The following is a 21,465-nucleotide window of genomic DNA, read 5'->3' on the forward strand; positions in this document are numbered from 1 at the left end:
CCTCGAACCGCCCCTCAGGCTACGCCCGGGCCGCGGACGCTTGCCTGGTGGGGCGGGCGGCCTGCCTTCGGCCGCGTCGCGTCTTGCCGCCGGGCTTGTAGAGGGAGAGCAGCAGCGCGGCGACCAGGCTGAAGAGCGCGGTGGTGAACCCCCACAGCACGACGTCCGCGTTTGCGCCGATCTGCGCGACGGTGCCGCCGGTACGCATGAGCTGCTCCGACTGCTCGACGGCGGTCACCACGGCGTCGTGCAGGAAGCTGAACGCCGCGACGAGGATGCCGATGGAGATCCCCAGCTTGATGGCCACCCAGCGGTACCTGATCAGGCCCCACTTGGTGGTCATGCCGAGCGCGATGCCGGTGAGGGTGGTGGCGACGTTGGCCCACGGCAGCAGAGTCTGGTCGAACTTCTCCATGAGCTCGTACGTGACGTGCACGGTGTGGAGATCCGTCGCGGTGAGGGCGACGGCGGAGAGCGCGACGAAGACGACGCCGATCCCCACCCAGGCGGCCGAGCTGACGACGTGCGCGGCGACGAGCGCCTTGCGCGGGTTCTTGCGCAACTGCCCGGCAAGCAGGGCGAGCGCGGAGACCGCGAGCCAGGAGGCGAGGAGGAGCGCGGCGATGTCGCCGACAAGGAAGCCGTTGACGAGCGCCAGCAGCACCTGCAGCCAGCCGAGCCCGAGCAGGACGGCCCGCGGGGTGCGGGGACGCACGGTGACGAGCGCGGTGAGGATGCCGGTGACGAGGGCGATGGCGTACCAGAGAGGAGCGCGCCACGCGGGCAGGACGGGCGGAAAGAGGGGCGGCACCTGCGTCATGAGCAGGGCGAGCGCGGTGTGGACGCACAGGAGGGTGCGGGCGCTGGTGGGTATGGGGGGCGGAGGGTTGGCCGGCATGGGCGAATCCTTGATCGATGGTGGATAGTCGGAATCGACTAGTCGGTATCGACCGTACAGAGGTGTGTGATCGACCACGAGGTACACGCAGGGAACTGGGGGATAGGGCGGGGTAACCCCTAGGGGCCTGTTCCCGCCGCCCACGTGATCAGGTCACCGCCCATGGTGCGGAGTGCTACCGCGTCTCGATCCAGCATGCGCAGAGGGAAGCGTCGCGACCCGGTACGACCCTGGTCACCCGCCGTGGCGCTGCCGGTAGTGCTCGCGCCAGTGCGGTGTTGCCGCGCCGTCGAGGACGGTCATCACCACGTTGTGCGCCAGTCGGTCGTCGACCGGCAGATGGCCGAACAGCACTCGGTGATAGGTGGTGGCGGCCAGCAGGTCGAGCAGCAGGTTCAGGTCGGCGTCCGCACGGATGTCGCCGCGCTCGATGCCGCGGTGCAGCGCCGCCTTGGTGGTGGCCCGCCTGGGGTGGAAGATCGTGTCGGCGAAGACCCGGTCCAGTTCGGGATCGTCGGCCAGGTCCGCGATCAGCGCGGGCAGCGTCCGGCGGCCGAAGGTGCCCCCGAAGGCCTGGCCGATGGTCTCGATGCCCAGGATCAGGTCGCAGTGGGTGCAGCCCGTGTCGGGGGTGGGGGCGGTGCCCATGATCTCGCCCAGTGCCGTGATGACCAGTAGCTGCCGCGACGCCCAGCGGCGCCGGATGGCCGGCTTGGTGGTGCCGGCCCGGACGGCCACCGCCTCCAGGGTGAGGCCGGGGTAGCCGACCTCGGCGAGCAGCTCCCGGGTGGCGGTCAGGATCGCGGTGTCGAGCCGCGCGTCCCGCGGCCGCCCGGCCGCCCTGGCGACGGTGCGGGCGGAGGTGCTCCCAGGGTTTGCCATGGCGCTCAGTATAGGTAGCATTCATTTTCATTCCGTTCCGTAACGTAACGAAAATGCGGAGGTCCTCATGCCACGGCGGGAACTGGCCGACGAAGGAGCCGCCGACCCCTCGGCGCGGCGCGATCCAACGCCAGAGCCACCGGGCCAGGCCGCGGTGCAGAGCGTGTTCCAGGTCCCATACACGGCCATGACCTGGGGAATCGTCCTGTCGGTCGGCCTGGTGGCCTTCGAGTCGATGGGCGTGGCCACGGTGCTCCCGGAGATCGCCGGCAGGTTGGGCGGCCTCAACGCCTACGGCTGGGGATTCTCCGCCCTGATGCTCGCCAACCTGATCGGCACCGTCGCGGCCGGCCGCTCCGCCGACCGCCATGGCCCGGCCAGGCCGCTCGGCATCGGCCTGGCCGTCTTCGCGGCCGGCTGCGCCCTGGCCGGCGCCGCGCCGAACTGGCCCATCTTCCTCGCCGGGCGCTTCGTGCAGGGCCTCGGCGTCGGCGCCGTGATGGCCCTGGCCTACACCGTCATCGGCCTGAACTATCCGGAACACCTCAGGTCCCGGATGTTCGCGCTGGTCTCCGGCGCCTGGACCGTCCCCTCGCTCGTCGGGCCGGCCCTCGCCGGACTGGTCGCCGAGCACATCCACTGGCGCGGCGTGTTCGTACTGCTGCTGCCGCTGATCGGGCTCGCCTGGGCGATGGCGGTGCCCCCGCTGCTGCGCCGAGGACACCCGAACCCACCCGCCGCCGACGAACCGCGCGGCACCTGGTGGCGCGGCCCGGTGGCCCGCGGAATCCTGGTCAGCATCGGCACCGCGGTGCTGCTCGGCGGGCTGCAGCTCACCGACCTCGCCCTGCTGGTGCCCTTCGCGCTGCTCGGCATCGTGGCCGCGGTACTGGGCCTGCGCACCGTGCTGCCGCCCGGCACGTTGCGCGGCCGGCGCGGGGTGCCGACCGGAGTGCTGATCCGGTTCCTGCTGTGCGGCGCCTACTTCGGCAGCGAGGCCTTCCTGCCGCTCGGCCTCACCCAGTTGCGCGGACTGAGCACCACCGAGGCCGGCCTCGGCTTGTCCGCCGGGGCGATCACCTGGGTGCTCGGCGCGGCCTGGCAGGGCCGGGCGGACGATCGCTGGCGCGGGAGCTCCCGAGCGCTGCCGATCGGGGCCGGCTGCGCGGTGCTGGCCGCGGGCGTCGCGATCATCGCCGTCGGCATCCTGATCGACTCGGTGCCCGCCCTCGTCGCCGTGCTCGGCTGGGCCGTCGGCGGCGCCGGCATGGGCATCGCGTTCAACGCCGCGACGACCGACGCCATGGAGCAGGCGCCCGCCGACCGGCAGGGCGAGGTCAGCGGCGCGATGCAGCTCGCCCAGACCCTGGCCGTCGCCGTACTCAGCGGCCTCGGTGGGGCGGCGATCGCCCTGGCACACGAACACGGCGCGGCCACCGCCACCGCGCTGACGGCCACCTTCGGCCTCACCGCCGCGCTGGCCGTCACCGGCGTCGCGACCGCCCACCGCATCAGGCGAACCGCCTGACCGCATCCCGCCGGGCGGCGCATCCGCCGAGCGCCGCCCGGCCCCGCGCCGGCCGTGACCGGGGTCGTGGCCCTGCCGTGCACCGAGAGCCCGCTCCAGCGCGTGCTGCTGACCGAGGCGGATCTGGCGATCGCCGAGGCTGCCGCCCGGCACGTCACCCATTGGGTGTCTGGCCTGGGAAAACACCCCTCCGTAGTTCTCGCGTGTGCACGGGGTTTCCCGGCCGCATATGTGCTGAATCCGTTCCGCGGAGGCGCCTGCCTGGTCAACTGGGCTGGAGCTCGCGGCCGGCAAAGGCGAGGGAGGAGCCGTCGGTGGGCGGGGCTGCCGTCGCACAAATCTGTCCCGCCGTTCAGCAGGCTTGGCGTCAGCAGGCTTGGCGTCAGCAGGCTTGGCGTCAGCAGGTTTCGCGGAGGTAGCCGCTCGTGCCCTCGGGCACGACGTATTGGTCGCGGCGGACAACGCTCAGTGTGCTGCTCCAGCCGGAGCACGCGTTCGACAGGCCCTTCGCCGTGTATTCGACAACGAGCACGTTGTTGTCGAACGCTTCGGCGAACTTGCCGCACTCGTTCCACTCGCCGCACTCCTCCGCCACGGCGAAGTCCAGGCCTACGGACGCACGCTCGGACACGAGCTCCAGGGTGTTCTTCTGGGCGACGGCCAGGCCCTTCGCGTGGGCGTGCACCGCCAGCAGCTTCATGAACGCCTTGGCCTGATGGGCCGTGAGGTAGTCCGGGAAGCGGGTGAACGTGTCGTAGTTGTCGGGCTCGACGGCTTTGTACCCCTTGGTTGCGCACTCGTCGATCCAGGTGTTCACCACGGAAGCGATGCGCTGCCGCTTGGCGTCCGTGCGGATGTCCAGGACCGCCTCGCCCCAGTCCTCGTCGTAGACGACATCCCCGTTGGCATCGCGCAGCAGCAGGTCGGAGTCCCAGTCCTTCTCCGCGTTCTCCTGCGCCTGGAAGGCGTTGAAATTGCAGATGTTGTACGCACCCGGCGCGGGCGTGTCTTCGTGGCTGCGACTGACCACCTGCACATCGGCCGGCAGGGCGTACGCACCGCCGATCTGGTAGTCCCACCGCACGTGCTTCGGCGGTGGCGTCACCGTTGCGGTGGAGGTGGAGGTGGAGGTGGATGCGGGCGCGGGCGCGGAGGCCGGCGCGGTCGGCGGCTGGGAACTTCTCTTCTGATGTGACCCGGTTTTCACCGCCGTTTTTACTGCAGTGATGCTCAGCACGGTAACGACCAGGGTTGCGGCGAGACTGATGAGGATGCGCCGTCTTCGACGTCCATGACCGGCGCGAGTCCTGTCCGTACCCTCCTCACCCCCGGTGGTGGCCGGGCCTTGTGCAACAGGGTGTGTATCGGAAACCTGGTGGCTGGGTTCCGCTGAGTCGGCCACTCCCGGCGCGACCGGGGCGGTGGAATCCGGGAGCGTCAGGAGCATGCGGTGCAGCTCGGCAAGTTCGGGGCGGGCGGCCGGATCCTTGGCCAGACAGAGTTCGGCGATGCTCCGGAGCGGTTCGGTGACTCCGTTCAGGACCGGAGCCTCGTACATCACCTGATAGCCCGTCAGATACGGGCTGCTCCCGTCGAACGGACGGGTACCGGTGGCCGCATACACCAGCAACGACCCGAGCGAAAACACGTCCGAAGCGGCGGTGACGTCCCGTGGCGCGGCGAACTGCTCCGGCGACATGAAGGGCGGCGTGCCGATCAACCGCCCGGTCACGGTCAGGGCTTCGTTGTCGACGGCGTGCGAGACGCCGAAGTCGATGACGCGGGGTCCGTCCTCGGCCATCAGAACGTTGCTCGGCTTCAGATCGCGGTGCACCACACCAGCCTGGTGGATGTCCCGCAGCGCCTCGACAAGGCCCAGCGCGAGCGTGCGCAACTCACGTCCGCTCAGCGGGCCGTCCTTGGCCACGACGTCCGACAGGGTGCGGCCCGGCACATACTGCGTAGCCATCCACGGCTGTACGGCGTCCGGATCGGCGTCCACCACCGGGGCCGTGAACGCCCCGCTCACCCGGCGGACCGCCACTATCTCCTGCCTGAAGCGCGTCCGGAACTCCTCGTCCTGCGCGTACGGCGCGTGCACAACCTTGACCGCGACCTGCCGTCCCGAGGCCGAGCGGCCCAGGTAGACGATGCCCATGCCGCCGCTACCGAGCCGGTCGATCAGCGTATAGCCGCCTATGGACTCCACATCGCCGGGTCTCAGCGGCATCCCCCGTCACCTTTTCCATGTGTCGTGTACTCGAAAGGCTGTTCAGGGGGATCAGATTAGTCCGAGGTTTTCTCAGTGAGACAGCCTTCGCGAGTCGCTCTGATCTTCCCTTTACCAGAGGCAGCTCTCGAGAACCTCGCTCCCGTACCTGTCCTCCCAGTGCCCACGCTCATGGCCATCGCCTGCACAACCCGGCCTACCTGAAAGCCGGTGTCCGGCCTGTCGCCCCGCTCGTCCCTCCTCGAGCGGTCCGCTTCCGGGAACAGTTGCCCCACGAGCACAAGGCACGGCAAGGCGATGTTCCGCGATCGCCGACGCCACGCCGGGCTGCCCGAGTCCGTGGCGTCCCCGGCCGGGAGAACTTCCTCGCGGTCATGGAAGGTGCGACACACTCGCCCTGGAAGTCGGGGGCATCCACGCGGCAGTCGTAGTGGCACGCGTGTGGCATGACCCTGAACACGACGAAGGGCTGGCCCGGGAGGAAACCCCTCTGAGCTGGCCCTTCTCTCTGTGCCCCCGGCAGGATTCGAACCTGCGACACCCGCTTTAGGAGTTCGATCCGCGCTCGCTCCGGCTGCGGCCGTCGACTGGTGCGATGGCCGGACAGAGATGCTGGTGTACGCCCCCGTCCGGCGTCGTTGATGTCAGCCGTGGATGTCAGAAGCCTTCTGATCCGTAGCTCTACAGAGATCGGGCAACGGAGGTCATACAGGCAGTCGTTCGGCTCCTGAGGGTTGCTGTGGTTCATGGTCGGTTGCTGTGGTTGCTGTACTTCTCTGCTGTACAGCAGGATTGTCCCTATCAGGATCGGGCGTTGACCTCGCCTGCGACAATGCACCCATGAATGACGCCTCTGGGCCGCAGACCTTCGCTTCGCCGCTCAAACCCGTCGACCTGCGCACCATCGCGCCTGAACGTGAGGCCTTGGCCGGGTGGCTCGACTACCATCGCGCCGAGTTGCTGAGGAAGCTCGATGGGTTGACCGAGGAACAGGCTGCCCGGCGTGTCGTTCCGTCCCTCACCACCTTGCACGGATTGGTGCGACACCTCACTAAGGTCGAGTTTGTCTGGTTTGTTAACGTCATCAAGCAGAGCGAGGAACCCGCGCCCTTCGGTTGGCCGAAGCGCAGGGACGGTGACTTCCTGTTGGACGACGGCGCGACACTGGCTGAGGACGTCGCGTGCTCCCTGGCCGCCTGCGAGCGCAGCCGCGAGATCTTCGCCGGGGTTTCACTGGATGATGTTTGCACGCACCACCGATTTGGGGATCTCGACGTGCGTTGCATCATGATGCACATGATCAGGGAATACGCCCAACACAACGGCCACGCGGACGTCATCCGCGAGCTCATCCACGGCAGTACGCAGAGCTGAGTCCCCTCACACCTCCGGGCGCGGCCTATAGCGCCGTCCAGACCGCTCTTCACTGATCCGTCCCGAGCGTGGCCACGCGGTCGGTGGAGTCTCAATGGGCGTGGCAAGACCTGTCTTCTGCCCTGGGTCTTGCCGGGGATCTCGGCGACCTGTGTTTTCCCTGCTCAGGAGCGGTGGGCTCGTGCGCCTGGTGGTCGTCGTTGGTCGTCCTTGGGCACTATCGAGCGACCTCGGACGGCCCAGAGACGGCCCAGCCATGGGTCACATGAACGGCGTCAGCCAGGGAAGGCGGCGCGCCATTGCGCAGTGATGCACCCCTCTTCCATGTCCCACCACTCCCTGGCTACGCCATGATTGAGCAGCTTTTGCACCTTGGCGAGATCGGCGGTTGGCGGGACGTCCAGGGCGACCATGCCGAACCGCTCTATGCCCTCGCCGCAGACTCCCTGTTCGTGAAGACGCGTTGATCACGCTCTGCCGTGCAGCTCCTGAACCGCCGTCACGGAACACGATGAGTCGGATGGTGCAGTTCTCCGAATGTCGAACCACCTCGCCGGCCCAACGCACGCCTTCCTCGTCGCGCTCGGTGGTCACGATGTCCCCGCAGGCTATGCCCCGAACGAATCAGGGGATGTTGTCGAGCCGCGCGGTGCCGTCGCCTTGGTCGACGGCCCACAGGCTCTCCACCGACGCTGGGGGCCAGTCGTCCTCGATCTCTCAAGCCGGAAGTGCACCTTCACGTACGGGCCTTCGGGGTTCGTCATGGTGCCCAGGATGCACAGTCCTGCCGCGCCAGCCGCGGGCGGGTGAACGATGAGGTCTGCTTCAGAGTTGGATACGTGTTCGTCACGGCCTCGGCCGACGACAGGCAGCCCCGACGGCGAGGACGCCGACCGATCGCGCGCGTATGCCTCGCTGCACCCCCACCGGCCTCCGCCAGGCCGGCGGTGCCGTCGACCAGAGCAGGCCGCGACGGCCGTCCCGCAACGACGGTGCCTGAGCTCTCAGCTTGGGAAGCTTGGGTGCTACAGAGGTGGTTCCCGGTCTGACCAGTGACGAAGCGACCCCAGTACTTGGCTGGCCGGTCCACGAGACCCAGTTGTTCCCCGCCGTTCCCCGCTCGATCTGGTGCGCTTGTGGTGCAGACTGCGCGCACGGTCGTGGTCACGCTCAACGCGCTCGCCATGGTTCCACGTGATGACACCGTTCCCGCCGGGTATAGCTGCCTGGAACGTCCACGCTGACGGAGTTCCAGAAGGGTTCGGACTCTCGGAAGTGCCCGCCTCCCGTATGCCATGGCACCTTCGGGTAGGCGCGGCGCAATGACGCGAGGGCGGCTGAAGCGAGGCCGTAGCGCTTGTAGCCCTCATAGGAGTGAGGCGCCGGATCGCCGGCCCCTTGTCTGCCATGGACTCTCCTTCCGAGCATCTGGAAGCGTCGTAAGTCTCGGTCAGCGGCGAGGCTGTTGTTCACCATTGCGTGTGACAGCCTTTCGAAGCCCCACACGCTTTCCAACTGTCCGTACGGCCGTATGGAGTGGTTCGTGGACGTCCACACGACAGGTCAGGAGGGGTGCGCGGACGACCATGCACAACAGCGTTCGGCGGCGCACTGGACAAAGACCAGAACAACGAGCAGGTGTCGGGCTGCCGCCAGGGCCTCAGCCCGGATTAGCGAGCTCGCCGTGGCGGAGCGGGCCGGGCTTGGTGCCCCTCCGCCTCTGCGCAGCGGCTGGCCGCTCAGCGCCGCCGGGTCGGCACGCCGAAAGACTCACGAGCACTGGGCCACTTCCGCCAGGCGGCGGTACGGCCTTGGGCTCGGACGGCGGGCGGGGCGGCCCGTGGGCCGCCCCGCCCGGCCGGTTTAGGGCTTCTCGCCGTCCCGGTCGACGAGGGACTGGGTCGTCTTCATCTCGCAGAATGTGACCTCGCCCTTCTTGTGCGAGCGCCCAGCCGACGAGCCGTCCTCGTACTTCTCCTCGTAGTCGCGCACCGCGACCGACTGGTTCCCCTGGTACTGGAAGGTGTCGGGGTCGAGGAGGTACTCCCGGCGCTGAACGGCCTTGCTGCCCAGGTCCGGGTATATGGCGATGGCGTCATGCCCCAGGGGGTCCTTCACCAGGTGCGGGACCACCTCGATCCCGGGGTCCGCGGCCAGGGCCCGGTACAGCTTGGCCATCCCCTGCGGAGGCACGGGATAGGCCTCGTCGAGGGTCGCCAGGAGCGCGAAGGTCTCGAGCTGCTCACCCGTCAAGCCGGTGTCCTTGCCCATGGGGAACATGTCCGCCGCCTGCTTCCGGATCTCGGCGGGGTCGTCCGGCAGCGAGGCGAGCAGGCGATACAGCCGCCGCTGCGAGGGCTCGTTGTCGCCGTCCTTGTCGTCCTCCCTCACGGGGCTGTCGTACTGGACCCACTCCTCGCTCACCTTGGGCTTGGCATCGGGCGCCGCGTCCGACGCTCCGTATCGGCACTGCGCGGTCTTCAGGTAGACCCACTGGCCGTCGCGCGGATGCAGATCCGGCTGCTGCGACACCACTTCCGCCGCCTGCTCCAGGAGTGCCGTCGCGGACGTCAGGTCGGGGCTGGCAGGCTGCACGCCGCGCTCGGGTCCATCGCCACCGATGAGCATGGTCACCAGCACCGCGATGGTGATCACCGTCGCGGCGACCCCCGCAGCCGTCACGCGCCAGTCCAGCCGCATCCTGCGGGCAGAGCCCTGCTGCGCTGCTCCCAGCAGCTTCTGGCGGCCGGGAACCAGCCGCACCCGGTCCGGCGTCGGCGCATCGGCGCGCAGCTCGTGCATCTTGGTCATGTCATCCATGAGTTACCGCCCCGTTGTGGTCGCTTACGAGGGTGGGGTCGGCGCCGAGCGCCGTACGCATCTTGCGCCGCGCCCGGCTCAGCCGGGAGCGGACCGTGCCGACCGGCACCCCGAGGGCGTCGGCACACTCCTGGTAAGTGAAGTCCGCCCAGGCGACCAGCAGCAGCACATGCCGGTCCTTCCCGGGCAAGGCCGCGATCGCCCCGGCCAGCGCCTGCTGCGAGGCCTCGGCCGTCACCCGCTCGTCGGCCCGTTCCGACCAGGACTCGGCCACCGGGTCGACGCCGGTACGGGCCAGCGCCCGCAGCGCCCGCACTTCGGAGCGGCGGTGGCTGCCGATGAGGTTGCCGGCGATGCCGTAGAGCCACGGCCGGGCACTGGCGCGCGCGACGTCGTAGCGGGCGCGGTTGCGGAAGGCGATGAGGAAGGTCTGCGCCGTGATGTCGTCGGCGTGATTGTCGCCCAGCCGGCGCATCACATACCGGTGGATCTCGGCGGCGTGTCTGTCGTAAAGCCTGGCGAATACCTCCGGCCGCTCCAGGGATTCCTGGATGACCAGCGCGTCGTCGGTGGGTGGATCCCCCACGAGGCCCTCGCTTCTTCGTGTAATAGGAGTGGAGCGCATTCCACCCCCTGTTGTCCGAAGCGGCCAGGAGGGTTCACGCGCAGGTATTGAACCTGCCCATACCGGCGATCACCAGCGCGATGTCCAGCAGCTTTGCGGCGTTCGCACTCGCGCTGAGGAACAGCATCCCGCTGGCGGCGATGGACGGCGATCCAGCCAAGCCAGGGCCGAGCCCCTCCGTACGACGTTGCCCGATCCTACGGATCAAAAGGTTGCCGGCTCCGTGTGCTCCACCGCGGACGCCGGGGGTGGGTATGGGCACGGGAGCCAGTGGAGCCCCCTCTCCTCTGGGGGATGCTGAGATAGCCCTGGACTTCCAGGCGCGCAGGCCGGTGCTGGCTGGAGTAGTGCTCTTGGGCAGCGGAGCAGCGCCAGTGGACCCCGTGTGGACCATGACGCCCGCGCAACGCGTGAGGCCGGCAGGCTGTAGCCGCTCCGTCCCAGGTAGGACGTGGCCAAGGTGGGTTGCCCGAGCGGCCTAAGGGAACGGTCTTGAAAACCGTCGTGGCAGCGATGTCACCGTGGGTTCAAATCCCACACCCACCGCAGGTGAGCGGCCCCTGACCAGGTGAATTGGTCGGGGGCCGTTCTCATGCGTGCTGCCCGTCAGACACCGTGGTTCCCCGCCAGTTCCCTGTACATCGGGCACGTCAGGGGCACGCTCCCTGCCTACTGACTTGAGACTAGGAAGAGGGATCGCATACTGGCAGCATGCTCTCGCCACAGCGGTTCAGAGATGCCCGGCACACGAAGTACCACTTCATTGATCATGTGCTCGTGCGCTGTCCGAAGTGCGCTGGGATTGCGCACGTTGCCCCGGTGGCGCCTGCGGTTGAGGGCGAAGTTCTCTCGGTTTTTACGCGCCGTCGTCTCATCTGTAGGGCATGCGGGCTATCGCGAGAGGCTGCCGGGCGAGGGTTCCGCCTCTTCCGGGGCCGAGGGGAAGCGATAGATCCTTACTTCGGTCTGCCGTTGTGGTTGCAGACAGAGATGCGGCACGGCTGGCTATGGGCCTACAACCCGGAACACCTGGAGCTGATCCGGAAGTTCGTACAGGCACCGTTGCGTGAGCGAGCCCCATGGGATGCGCAAGTCAAGAAGATGACGCTCGTCGCGCGGCTACCAACCTGGATCAAGAGTGCGAAGAACAGAGATGAGGTTCTGCGCGCCATCGACCGGATCCGGTCGTCCCTCACCTGACCAGCTCAACCACACATCTACCCCGGCTCCCATCCCGTCCGCCGTCGACCCACACACCGTGGAGCGGGCGTGGTTCAGAGCGTCAAAAGAGCACGGGCCTGGCTGTCCAGATGACGCGTGTGCTGGCGTTGGTGACCGACACAGTGCAGGGCTCTGAGCGGAGTAGAGCTCTTCTCGTCTTGATGCGGCCGTCGTATAGCCAGTCCCATGCCTCTTCGGATGCTGCTGGGTCCAGCGCTGAGGTGATGGTGCGGAGTGCTATCGCGATCCAGCGGTCTGCTTGGGCGGCGGAGTACGCATCGAACGACGCGAGAAAGGCCGGCCGTTGTGCCTTGGTGAGGTCCGTGGTCCAGCATTCGCACCAGTAGCCGGGGGTGAGTTCCTTCATGGCGCCACTCCGGGCGGGTAGGTCGCGAGCACATAGCGCGTGCAACTCCCGGGATGACTGGGTCAAGGCCAGGAAGGCGGCGGGAGTGACGTCAGAACTGCACTTTCACGATCTTCGGCACACAGGCAACACGCTGGCCTCGACCGCAGGGGCCAGCACTCGCGAGCTGATGACGAGGATGGGCCACAGCAGCTCGCGGGCCGCGCTGATCTATCAGCACATGACCAGCGACCGTGACCGGGCCATCGCGGACCGGCTCGGCGCGATGATCCGCAAGGGTGGGGGAGACCCGCCAGGCTCGGGGGATGTGGACTCGATGCGGACTTACAACGGCTAACACAATGAGGTGGATCGGTCCTGGTTGCCGTGTCCGGGGCGGGAGTTGAGTGTTCGGTCCGGTGTGGGGATGTCGCCGTGGATCGTGTCGGATGAGCTGTGGGATCGCCTGGAGCCGCTGCGTTTTGCGTGGCTGCACGGCTTCCGACGGCTGCGCATGCGATGGGAACGGCGAGCCGACATCCACGAAGCGTTCCTCAAACTCGCCTGCTGTCTCATCACCCACCGAAGACTCGGCTCATTGTGTTAGCCGTTGTTAGTGGCACGCGAGTGGCACGGAGTCGAACCAAAGGAAGGGCCAGCCTGGGAGGAGACCCCTCCTGAGCTGGCCCTTTGTCCTGTGCCCCCGGCAGGATTCGAACCTGCGACACCCGCTTTAGGAGAGCGGTGCTCTATCCCCTGAGCTACGAAGGCGGGGGGCTTGTGGAAAACCTTGCTGAAAATCCAGGCCGCGGATCTTCAACCAGGAGCACAAGCCCGCTGGTCAGACATGGTGCGACGTCCTCCGCAGTGTCACCTGAGCGGACAACGCGACGCACCAACGACCGACCAGGGACAGCCTAGCGGATGCGCGCCAGCGACTGTCCTCTGTATGGAGGCAGGAGAGCGGGGCGGCGAACCGGAGCGTCTCTGAGCTGCAGCTTCTGTGGCCTGTAGCGAATGATTGATGGGCGTTCTGGGGGCAGAGGTCAAGGGCGATTGGACCGTTCTGCTCCATGCGTCAGCTTGTGGGGCCACTGAGCGCTGCCTCGCCGGCGTATGGCACGGCACGTCGTCCCTTGTTCCTGGAGGCCGGGCTTCTTGCGATGCGCGCAGGCCGGAGCTCACTTGCCGCTGGTGCGGTAGCTGGGACGTGTTGCGAAGGTAGATCTTGGGCGGGCGATGATCACCGATCGTGGGGCGTGATGTGGCCAACGGGCGGTGGGGTCGGCTGGAGCGGTTGTTGCTGAGTGGCAAGAAGCGGGAATGCCAGGAGACCTGGTCCCGGCGACAGTTGATCGACGGAATGCCTTGGCGGAAGGGAGCGGTGCACTATGGCGCGGCGTGCCCGCTCGGTATGGACCGTGGGACCGGGGCTACGACCTTGTTCCGGCGTCGGCAGTGCAATGACGCGTGGAAGCGGATCCCCACTCGTTTGTCACCACACATGGTGCCCGTCAACATGGCTGCAGGCAGACCGCCAAACACTATGTCAGGGCCCAGGTGTGACTGCGAGACGTGCAGGGCGAGGCACGCTTGAAGCTGCCGGAGTCGACGACTGCCAGGAAATACTCCAGCTCACGCCCTCCCATCAGCCCTCTCCCCTCATGCACCACGACGGCGCAGGTCGCCGCGCGTCACGTCACGCGAAGGCCCTCGCGGTCTTCGAGGGCGCTGATGGCGGTGGCGGTGAGGCTGTGGGTGATGTGGCCTCGCATCAGCTGGGCGGCTTCGGCGGCGCGGCCGTCCACGATGAGGGAGACGAGCTGGTGGTGTTCCTGTAGGTCCCGGGTGCGGGGTTCGTCACCGGGCGGGAGTTCGAGGCCGAGGCGACGGTAGCGGTCGGACTTGTCCCACAGGTCGTCCAGGAGACGGATGAGGACGTCGTTGTGCGAGGCCCGGTACAGCGCCTGGTGGAAGGCGCGGTGGGCGGTGAGTGCCTCTTCCCCCCATTGGCGGGTGACGGGGAGGAGCTTGTCGACGGCGGCCTGCATGGTGGCGATGTCGTCGTCGGTCCGTCGCTGGGCGGCGAGTTCTGCGGCGGTCGGGTCCAGGGACAGGCGGACTTCGAAAAGCTGGCGGGCCTCGGTCGAGTTCATGACGGAGACCCGGACGTCGCGGTGGGTCTCGACGGTGACGAGTCCCTCGCTGCTGAGGCGGCGGATGGCCTCGCGCAGGGGCGTGATGCTCATGTTGAGGGACTCGGCGAGGTCGTACTGGGCGAGCCGTGACCCGGCAGGAAGAGTGCCGAAGAGGATGCGATCGCGGAGTTCCGCGTAGGCGAGGTCGCTCTTGCTGAAGAACAGGTTCTGCCCTGCCATAGCCCCCTGACCGTTCCTTTCCGGAGCTTCCCCACCCCTTGACATCCCGCGGCGGACCAGCTCACTCTAACAGGCCTCGCATCTTATAAGATATTAGAAAGGCTCCGCAGTGAAGATCACCAACGTCTACGAGGGCTTCGTTCCGATCAGCTCCTCGATCCGCAACGCCTGGATCGACTTCAGCTCCATGGACTGTTCGATCGTGGCGATCGAGAGCGACGTCATCCGGGACGGCAAGCCCGTGGTGGGCTACGGCTTCAACTCCAACGGCCGCTACAGCGCCGGCGAGATCCTGCGCCGCCGGGTCCTGCCCCGCCTCCTCGAGGCCGAGCCCGGCAGCCTGCTCGACGAGCAGGGCGGCCTGGACCACGCCAAGGCATGGGACGTGATGATGACCAACGAGAAGCCCGGCGGGCACGGCGAGCGCTCGGTCGCGGTCGGTGTGGTGGACATGGCCCTGTTCGACCTGGCCTCCAAGATCGAGGGCAAGCCGCTGTACCGGTATCTGTCCGAGCGCTACGGCGACGGGCGGCCCGACGACTCCGTCTTCGTCTACGCCGCCGGCGGCTACTACGCACCGGGCAAGACCCTCACCGACCTTCAGGACGAGATGCGCGGCTTCCTCGACCTGGGCTACGACGTCGTCAAGATGAAGATCGGCGGCGCCGACCTGGCGGAGGACCTGCGCCGTATCGAGGCCGTCATCGACGTCCTGGACGGCGACGGCTCCCGGCTGGCCGTCGACGTCAACGGCCGCTTCGACCTCAACACGGCCCTGGAGTACGGGCGGGCCATCGAGCCCTATGGGCTTTTCTGGTACGAGGAGATCGGCGACCCGCTCGACTACCACCTCAACGCCACCGTCGCCGAGCACTACACCGGCTCCATCGCCACGGGCGAGAACCTCCTCTCCCTGCAGGACGCCCGCAACCTGATCCGCTACGGCGGCCTGCGCCCGGACCGCGACACCATCCAGGTCGACCCCGCGCTCTCCTACGGTCTGGTGGAGTACCTGCGCATCCAGGACATGCTCCGTCAGCACGGCTGGTCATCGCGCCGCTGCATCCCGCACGGCGGGCACCAGTTCTCCCTGCACATCGCAGCCGCCCTCAAGCTCGGCGGCAACGAGTCCTACCCGGGCGAGTTCCAGCCCACCGGCGGCTTCGCCGACGACGCCGTCGTCGAGAAGAGCCGCGTCGGCCTGACCGACACCCCCGGCATCGGTTTCGAGAGCAAGGCCGCCTTCTACAAGGTGCTGCGTGCCCTGCACAGCTGACCGCCACTCACCGAAGACGCGCCCGCCACCGGGCGGGCGCCGTCGGCCGGCGCCCGCCGGATACGGGCGCCACACACGAGATCGGGGGCGCGCGAGCCACGGCGCGTCCCCCGCACCCCCCACGGGACAGGGCTACACACGATCGTCGTGCAAAGGAGCACCAACGATGACAAGCACCACCACCGCCGACCGCCCGCAGCGGTCACGATTGAGCCGTCTCATAGCGGAGCTGTGGTTCCAGGTCGTACTGGCCGCCGTCCTCGGCATCGCCGTCGGCATCCTCGCGCCCGGGCTGGGTGAGGACCTGAAGCCGCTCAACGACTGGTTCATCGCGCTGGTCAAGATGATCGTGATCCCGGTGGTCTTCTGCGTGGTCACCACCGGCTTCGCCTCCATGGACAACCTGCGCAAGGCCGGCCGGATCGGTGTGAAGGCGATCGGCTACTTCCTGGTGCTGTCCCTGGCGTCCATGCTGATCGGGCTGGTCGTCGCCAACATCTTCCAGCCCGGCTCCAGCCTGCACGTCGACCCCTCGTCACTGAACGCCGACGACGTGCCCAAGACCGCCACAGAGCACGCCACCTTCACCGGCTTCATCTCCTCCCTCATCCCCGCCTCCCTGCTGGGCGCGATCACCGGGGACGCGATCCTGGCCGCGCTGATGGTCTCGATCGTCTTCGGTGCGGCCCTGAACATGGCCGGCGAAGAAGGGGCACCGCTGACCCGCGGCATCAAGGCGCTGTCGGACGTCGTCTTCCGCATCGTGGGCTGGGTGATGCGGCTCGCGCCCCTGGGCACCTTCGGCGCCCTGGCCACCGTGGTCGCCACCTACGGCGCCGAGAGCCTCCAACAACTCGGCTACCTCATCATCCTGTTCACCGCGACCTGCGTCATCTACGTCCTGGTCGTCCTCGGCGCCATCATGCGGGCCTGCCGCCTGAGCCTGTTCGGCCTCATCCGCTTCCTCAAAGCCGAACTGCTCGTCGCCCTCAGCACCTGTTCCAGCGAGGCCGTCCTGCCCCAGCTGGTACGCAAACTGGAGATCCTCGGCATCGGCCGGCCCGTGGTCGGCATCGTCATCCCCTCCGGGTTCTCCTTCAACCTGGACGGCTCCGCGGTCTACCTCACGATGGCCTCCCTCTTCCTGGCCCAGGCCATGGGCATCGACCTGCCCTGGCAGCAGCAGCTGATCATGGTCGGCGTCATGATGCTCACCAGCAAGGGCACCGCCGGGATCGCGGGCGGCGCGTTCATCGTCCTCGCCAGCACCGTCACCGCGGTCGGCCACATCCCGCTCGCCGCCCTCTCCCTGATCGTCGGCATCGACCGCATCCTCAACGAGGGCCGCGTCTTCATCAACGTCCTCGGCAACGCCGTCGCCACCATCGTGATCGGCAAGTGGGAGAACGACTTCGACACCGAACAGGCCCGCAAGGTCCTGCACTCCCGCACCACCACACCGCCGCAGGACGAGCTGGACACCGCCAAGGTCGGCGCCGACAAGTAGCCGTGCCCGTTGAGTGCGCTCACCCTTCGACGGCATAGACGTCACCCACCGGCGGCATCCTCCGGGCCGCCGTGCCCGGGACAGATGAGGACCCTTCCCGTGAGCACGCCCAGCGTCTCCTACTCGATGACCGTTCGGCTCGAAGTCCCGCGCCAGGCAGCGCGGTCCACACATTCCCCGAAGGCACCCGCTGGTCAGACGTGGTGCGAAACCTTCCGCGATCACTTGATCAGACAACGCGACGTACCGACGACCGACCAGGAACGGCCTGGCGGATGTGCGCCTGTGCGTGTCGTCTGAGGGGCTTGGGCTGGGGTGGCTGGACCGTTCAGGGACCTCTCCACCAGGCAGAGACCGCCGATCCATGGATAAACCTTCCTCTCCCGCCCCTGCGCGGGCGCTTCTACGGTCGAGGCCGCAGGCGCTCACCCGCCCGCCGCAACGAAGGAGCGAGCCCCCTATGGAGAAGACATCGACGACCACGAGGCCGCCGACCGGCCTTGTCGAGACGGCCTTCACCGTCAACGGCGAGGAGGTGTGCCTCGCTTTGGACCCTCGCGAGTCTCTGCTGGACGTGCTGCGCGAGCGTCTCGTGCTGACCGGAACCAAGAAGGGGTGCGATCAGGGGCAGTGCGGCGCCTGCACGGTGCACATCGACGGCCGTCGCGTCGTGTCCTGTCTGACTCCGGCGGTCCAGGTCGCGGGACAGGACGTGACGACCATCGAGGGCGTCGCGGCTCCCGACGGCACGCTGCACCCGTTGCAGCAGGCGTTTGTCGACTGCGACGCCCTGCAGTGCGGCTACTGCACACCTGGGCAGGTGATGTCCGGCCTGGCCTGCCTGGCCGAAGGCCACACCGAGACCGACGGCGACATCCGTGAGTACATGAGCGGCAACCTGTGTCGATGCGGCGCGTATGCCGGCATCACCGCCGCCATACGCCGGGTGGCCGACCAGACCAAGCAGAGCGAGGTGTAGACGGTGCGCTCATTCGCCTATGTAGTGCCCGACACCGTCGCCGGGGCCGTTGATGCCCTGGCCGTCGCCGAGCCGGGCACCAGGATCCTGGCCGGTGGCACGACTCTGTACGACCTGATGAAGCTCGGCATCGAGGCGCCGCCGGCCGTCATCGACATTCATCGTCTCGCCGAGCTGACCGAGATCAGTACGGGTGAGGGCGAGCTGTCGTTCGGTGCGGGAGCGAGAATGGCCGAGGTCGCCGACCATCCGGTCGTACGGCGCGACTATCCGGCGCTGTCGGAATCCTTGTGGCGGGCGGCGTCCCAGCAACTGCGCAACATGGCGACGGTCGGTGGGAACCTGCTGCAACGCACGCGATGCGGCTACTTCCGCGGCGGAGCGGAGTTCCCCTGCAACAAGAGGAATCCCGGCAGCGGCTGTGCGGCTCTCGAGGGACTCGACCGCACCCACGCGCTGCTGGGCACCAGCGACACCTGCATCGCCACCTACCCGGGCGACTGGGCCGTAGCCCTGATCGCGTTCGACGCCGAACTCGACGTGGTCGGCCCGGCAGGCGAGCGGACGCTGCCGCTCGGCGAACTGCACGTCGAACCGGGAGACAACCCCTTGCTCGAACACACCCTGGCTCCCGATGAGTTGATCCTGCGGATCCGCATTCCGGCGACACCCGCCGGTCGCGGCTCCACCTATCACAAGATCCGTGACCGGGAGTCCTACGCCTTCGCCCTCACCTCGGCCGCCACCGCCGTGACGCTGGACGCCCAAGGTCTGGTCACGGACTGCCGGATCGGTCTGGGAGGGGTCGCCACGCGCCCCTGGCGGGCGACGGCAGCGGAACGCTCACTGACTGGTGAACAACTCACCGTGGAAACCGCCCGCCGCGCGGGGGAAGTCGCCTTCGCCGACGCCCGCCCTCCTCGCACCGGCGCGTTCCGAGTGGAGCTGGGCATCCGCACCGTTACTGACGCACTGCTCACCGCCGGGAAGCGAGCCGCCCGATGAAGACCCCAGACCTGCGCCGCGTCGACGCCCACGAAAAGGTCACCGGCACCGCACGCTACGGCGCCGACCGCGTCCCGGCCGACCTGGCGTATGCCATGTTCGCCGTGGCCACGATCGGCAAGGGCCGCACCGTGGCCATCGACACCGCCGCGGCCGAGGCGGTCCCCGGTGTCCGTCTGGTCCTGACCCGGTTCACCGAGGACGAACTGCGCGGCCCCGGGTTCCTGATGGGCGGAGGCTTCGCCTTCCAGAGCCTGCAGCCGCTGCTCAGCGATGTCGTCGCCTACCGAGGACAGCCGATCGCGTTGGTCGTCGCCGACACCCTGGTCGCCGCCACCGAGGCGGCGGAACTCGTCCGGGCACGCTACGAGACCGAGCCGTTCGCCGTCGGAATCGACGACGAAGGCGCCACCTCCGTCCTCCAGGAAGAAGCCCTGTCCTGGTTTCCCGACGTCAAGGTGGGCGACGCCGAGAGCGCGTACGCGGCGAGCCCGGTGCAGATCGACGAGACCTACCTGCACCCGGCCCAGCACCAGGTCCCGATGGAACTGATCAGCTCAGTCGTGGAATGGCGGGGTGACAGGCTCGTGGTGCATGAGAGCACCCAGAACGCCGGCGCACTCCGCCACGGAGTGGCCACGCAACTGAACCTCGATCCGGCCGATGTCGAAGTGATCTCGCCCTACATCGGAGGCGGCTTCGGATCCCGCAACGCACTGCAGCCGCACATCGGGCCACTGGCGCTCGCCGCACGCCGGCTGATGCGTCCGGTCAAGCTGGTCATTCCGCGCCCGCAGACGTTCCACACCGGCAGCTTCCGGCCGGTCAGTCGTCATCGCATCCGGCTCGGCGCCGACTCGTCGGGACGGCTCCTGGCCGCCCTCCACGACGCGGAGCACCAGACGTCCCGCCACGACCTGTACCCCGCCATGTTCACGGAGATGACGTCGAGGCTGTACGCCGTACCCAACTTCGGGGGACGCCAGCGCCTGGTTCAAACCGATGTCCAGACGCCGGGATTCATGAGAGCTCCGATGGAGGGCCCGGCCAGCTTCGCGTTCGAGTCGGCCATCGACGCACTGGCGTACGCCACCGGCCAGGACCCCGTCGAGCTGCGGTTGGCCAACGACACCGCCACGGACCCGGTCACCGGGCTGCCCTTCTCCTCCCGCCACCTGGCGCAGTGTCTGACGCGAGGTGCAGAACGGTTCGGATGGGGCAAACGCGATCCGCGGCCGGGGTCGATGCGTGCCGCTGACGGATCGTTCGTGGGCCTGGGCGTCGCTGTCGGCGCCCACCCGGTCCTGGTCGCTCCGGCCGTGGCCCGTATGTCCGCTGCGGCCGATGGCCGGGTGACCGTCGGCGTCGACGGCCACGAGATGGGGCAGGGCATCCGCTCGGCCATCGCTCTCCTGGTCGCGGAGGACCTCGGTGTTCCCGTGCGGGACGTCGTCGTACAAGTCGGTGACACGCGCTTCGCACCGCAGCATCTCACCGCCGGGGCGTGGGGCACCGCGACCGCGTTGCCCGCGGTGCACAAGGCACTGCGCGAGCTGCGCAAGCACCTCGGCACGGGCGACACCGGGACAGTGGATGTGGCAGCCGCAGTTCGAGCCACCGGAGGCGGGTCGCCGGAGGTGGAGGTGACCTCCGTGGGACCGGGCCAGCCCCCCGAGATGCTCGACCGTTCGCGGGCCGGCCTGTTCTCCGCCGCGGGTCCGGTCTTCCCGGACTTCACGGCCTTCAGCTGGGTCGCTCACTTCGTCGAGGTCCGCATCGAGGCCACGACACGGCGCATCAGTGTGCCCAGGGCGCTCTGTGTGGTCGACTGCGGCAGGGTCGCCAGCCCGGTCACCGCGGTCAGTCAGGTCCGCGGGGGCGTGGTCTGGGGCATCAGCCAGGCGCTCCGGGAGTCGAGCGAGGTCGACGGGCGCTTCGGCGGATTCCTCAACACCACGCTGGAGGAGTACCCCGTCGCGGTCAACGCCGACATACAGGAGATCGACTTCGACTTCATCGACGAGCCCGACCTGCTCCTCAACGACGTCGGGGTGAAGGGCCTCGGCGAGGTCACGATGATCGGCGCGGCAGCCGCTGTCGCGAACGCGGTCTTCCACGCCACCGGACAGCGACAGAACCAGCTGCCCATCCGGATCGAGCACGTGATGTAGGCCGTCAACCCGTCAGGATCACTCCGGGCAGGAGTGCCTGGGGCCTGACCGGGTGTTGTTCTGCACAGCGCAGGCCGCGTTCGCCCACGCGGCTTTCAATGCCACCGGCCTTTCCGGCCGTCGGTCCCCGTCCGACCGCCGGACCTACCAGGGTCGCCCCGCGTATGCGCTCAGCGTCCGCGCGTGGCGGCAACCTGCACCCCCTCCCTCCCCACGGCGAACCCG

14 protein-coding genes, 2 tRNA genes and 4 pseudogenes are annotated in these 21,465 nt (G+C 68.1%); 11 read left to right on the plus strand and 9 right to left on the minus strand.

Features of this window, described 5'->3' with window-relative positions:
• Positions 1-19: 19 nt before the first annotated feature.
• Positions 20-898: a hypothetical protein gene (locus tag FE633_RS10160; RefSeq protein ID WP_138044790.1), complete on the minus strand. Its 879-nt coding sequence runs from the start codon at positions 896-898 to the stop codon at positions 20-22.
• Between the two features lie 234 nt (positions 899-1,132).
• The gene (locus tag FE633_RS10165) at positions 1,133-1,780 is read right to left on the minus strand and encodes a TetR-like C-terminal domain-containing protein (RefSeq protein ID WP_171059883.1); all 648 of its coding nucleotides are present in this window, start codon (positions 1,778-1,780) and stop codon (positions 1,133-1,135) included.
• A gap of 187 nt (positions 1,781-1,967) precedes the next feature.
• On the opposite strand from FE633_RS10165, the gene FE633_RS10170 reads away from it, so the two are divergent.
• Complete coding sequence (locus FE633_RS10170; protein WP_246113537.1) at positions 1,968-3,308, plus strand: MFS transporter; 1,341 nt, start codon at positions 1,968-1,970, stop codon at positions 3,306-3,308.
• Between the two features lie 397 nt (positions 3,309-3,705).
• On the opposite strand, the gene FE633_RS48225 is transcribed toward FE633_RS10170, so the two are convergent.
• The gene (locus FE633_RS48225) at positions 3,706-5,538 is read right to left on the minus strand and encodes an endo alpha-1,4 polygalactosaminidase (RefSeq protein WP_246113538.1); all 1,833 of its coding nucleotides are present in this window, start codon (positions 5,536-5,538) and stop codon (positions 3,706-3,708) included.
• 840 nt (positions 5,539-6,378) lie between these two features.
• Here FE633_RS48225 and FE633_RS10190 point away from each other — a divergent pair.
• On the plus strand, positions 6,379-6,912 hold the full coding sequence (locus FE633_RS10190) for a DinB family protein (RefSeq protein WP_138044793.1): 534 nt from the start codon (positions 6,379-6,381) through the stop codon (positions 6,910-6,912).
• A 275-nt stretch (positions 6,913-7,187) separates the two neighbouring features.
• Here the strand turns inward: FE633_RS10190 and FE633_RS49460 are convergent.
• The 3 genes and pseudogenes from FE633_RS49460 to FE633_RS10215 all read right to left on the minus strand — a co-directional run bounded on the left by FE633_RS49460 (position 7,188) and on the right by FE633_RS10215 (position 10,318).
• A pseudogene (locus tag FE633_RS49460) lies at positions 7,188-7,676 on the minus strand (DUF4265 domain-containing protein).
• Between the two features lie 1,099 nt (positions 7,677-8,775).
• The gene (locus FE633_RS10210; protein ID WP_246113539.1) at positions 8,776-9,723 is read right to left on the minus strand and encodes a CU044_5270 family protein; all 948 of its coding nucleotides are present in this window, start codon (positions 9,721-9,723) and stop codon (positions 8,776-8,778) included.
• 1 nt (position 9,724) lies between these two features.
• The gene (locus tag FE633_RS10215) at positions 9,725-10,318 is read right to left on the minus strand and encodes an RNA polymerase sigma factor (protein WP_138044797.1); all 594 of its coding nucleotides are present in this window, start codon (positions 10,316-10,318) and stop codon (positions 9,725-9,727) included.
• Between the two features lie 498 nt (positions 10,319-10,816).
• Here FE633_RS10215 and FE633_RS10220 point away from each other — a divergent pair.
• Positions 10,817-10,903 (plus strand) — tRNA-Ser (locus FE633_RS10220).
• 165 nt (positions 10,904-11,068) lie between these two features.
• Positions 11,069-11,557 carry a hypothetical protein gene (locus FE633_RS10225; protein ID WP_138044798.1) on the plus strand — a complete coding sequence of 163 codons (489 nt, stop codon included), beginning with the start codon at positions 11,069-11,071 and terminating at the stop codon, positions 11,555-11,557.
• An 85-nt stretch (positions 11,558-11,642) separates the two neighbouring features.
• On the opposite strand, the pseudogene FE633_RS10230 reads toward FE633_RS10225, so the two are convergent.
• Positions 11,643-11,945: pseudogene (locus tag FE633_RS10230) on the minus strand (hypothetical protein); the annotation flags it as partial.
• A gap of 43 nt (positions 11,946-11,988) precedes the next feature.
• On the opposite strand from FE633_RS10230, the pseudogene FE633_RS10235 reads away from it, so the two are divergent.
• Positions 11,989-12,282 (plus strand): annotated as a pseudogene (locus FE633_RS10235) (tyrosine-type recombinase/integrase); the annotation flags it as partial.
• A 57-nt stretch (positions 12,283-12,339) separates the two neighbouring features.
• Positions 12,340-12,531: pseudogene (locus FE633_RS49720) on the plus strand (hypothetical protein); the annotation flags it as partial.
• A gap of 91 nt (positions 12,532-12,622) precedes the next feature.
• Here FE633_RS49720 and FE633_RS10245 read toward each other — a convergent pair.
• Positions 12,623-12,695: transfer RNA gene (locus FE633_RS10245), tRNA-Arg, on the minus strand.
• 923 nt (positions 12,696-13,618) lie between these two features.
• Positions 13,619-14,302, minus strand: coding sequence for a GntR family transcriptional regulator (locus tag FE633_RS10250; RefSeq protein WP_138044799.1), 684 nt, complete (start codon positions 14,300-14,302; stop codon positions 13,619-13,621).
• 109 nt (positions 14,303-14,411) lie between these two features.
• On the opposite strand from FE633_RS10250, the gene FE633_RS10255 reads away from it, so the two are divergent.
• From FE633_RS10255 to FE633_RS10275, 5 genes are all read left to right on the plus strand, one after another.
• Entirely contained in the window at positions 14,412-15,578 is a 1,167-nt protein-coding gene (locus tag FE633_RS10255; RefSeq protein WP_138044800.1) for a mandelate racemase/muconate lactonizing enzyme family protein, read from the plus strand.
• Positions 15,579-15,744: 166 nt separating this feature from the next.
• Complete coding sequence (locus FE633_RS10260; protein ID WP_138044801.1) at positions 15,745-17,085, plus strand: cation:dicarboxylate symporter family transporter; 1,341 nt, start codon at positions 15,745-15,747, stop codon at positions 17,083-17,085.
• 460 nt (positions 17,086-17,545) lie between these two features.
• Positions 17,546-18,064, plus strand: coding sequence for a (2Fe-2S)-binding protein (locus FE633_RS10265; RefSeq protein ID WP_138044802.1), 519 nt, complete (start codon positions 17,546-17,548; stop codon positions 18,062-18,064).
• A 3-nt stretch (positions 18,065-18,067) separates the two neighbouring features.
• Entirely contained in the window at positions 18,068-19,069 is a 1,002-nt protein-coding gene (locus FE633_RS10270; RefSeq protein ID WP_138044803.1) for an FAD binding domain-containing protein, read from the plus strand.
• The gene (locus tag FE633_RS10275) at positions 19,066-21,240 is read left to right on the plus strand and encodes a xanthine dehydrogenase family protein molybdopterin-binding subunit (protein WP_138044804.1); all 2,175 of its coding nucleotides are present in this window, start codon (positions 19,066-19,068) and stop codon (positions 21,238-21,240) included. The genes FE633_RS10270 and FE633_RS10275 overlap by 4 nt, the downstream gene beginning before the upstream one ends.
• Positions 21,241-21,465: the final 225 nt, after the last annotated feature.

The organism is Streptomyces montanus (assembly GCF_005786655.1).
GTDB classification, from domain to species: domain Bacteria; phylum Actinomycetota; class Actinomycetes; order Streptomycetales; family Streptomycetaceae; genus Streptomyces; species Streptomyces sporangiiformans.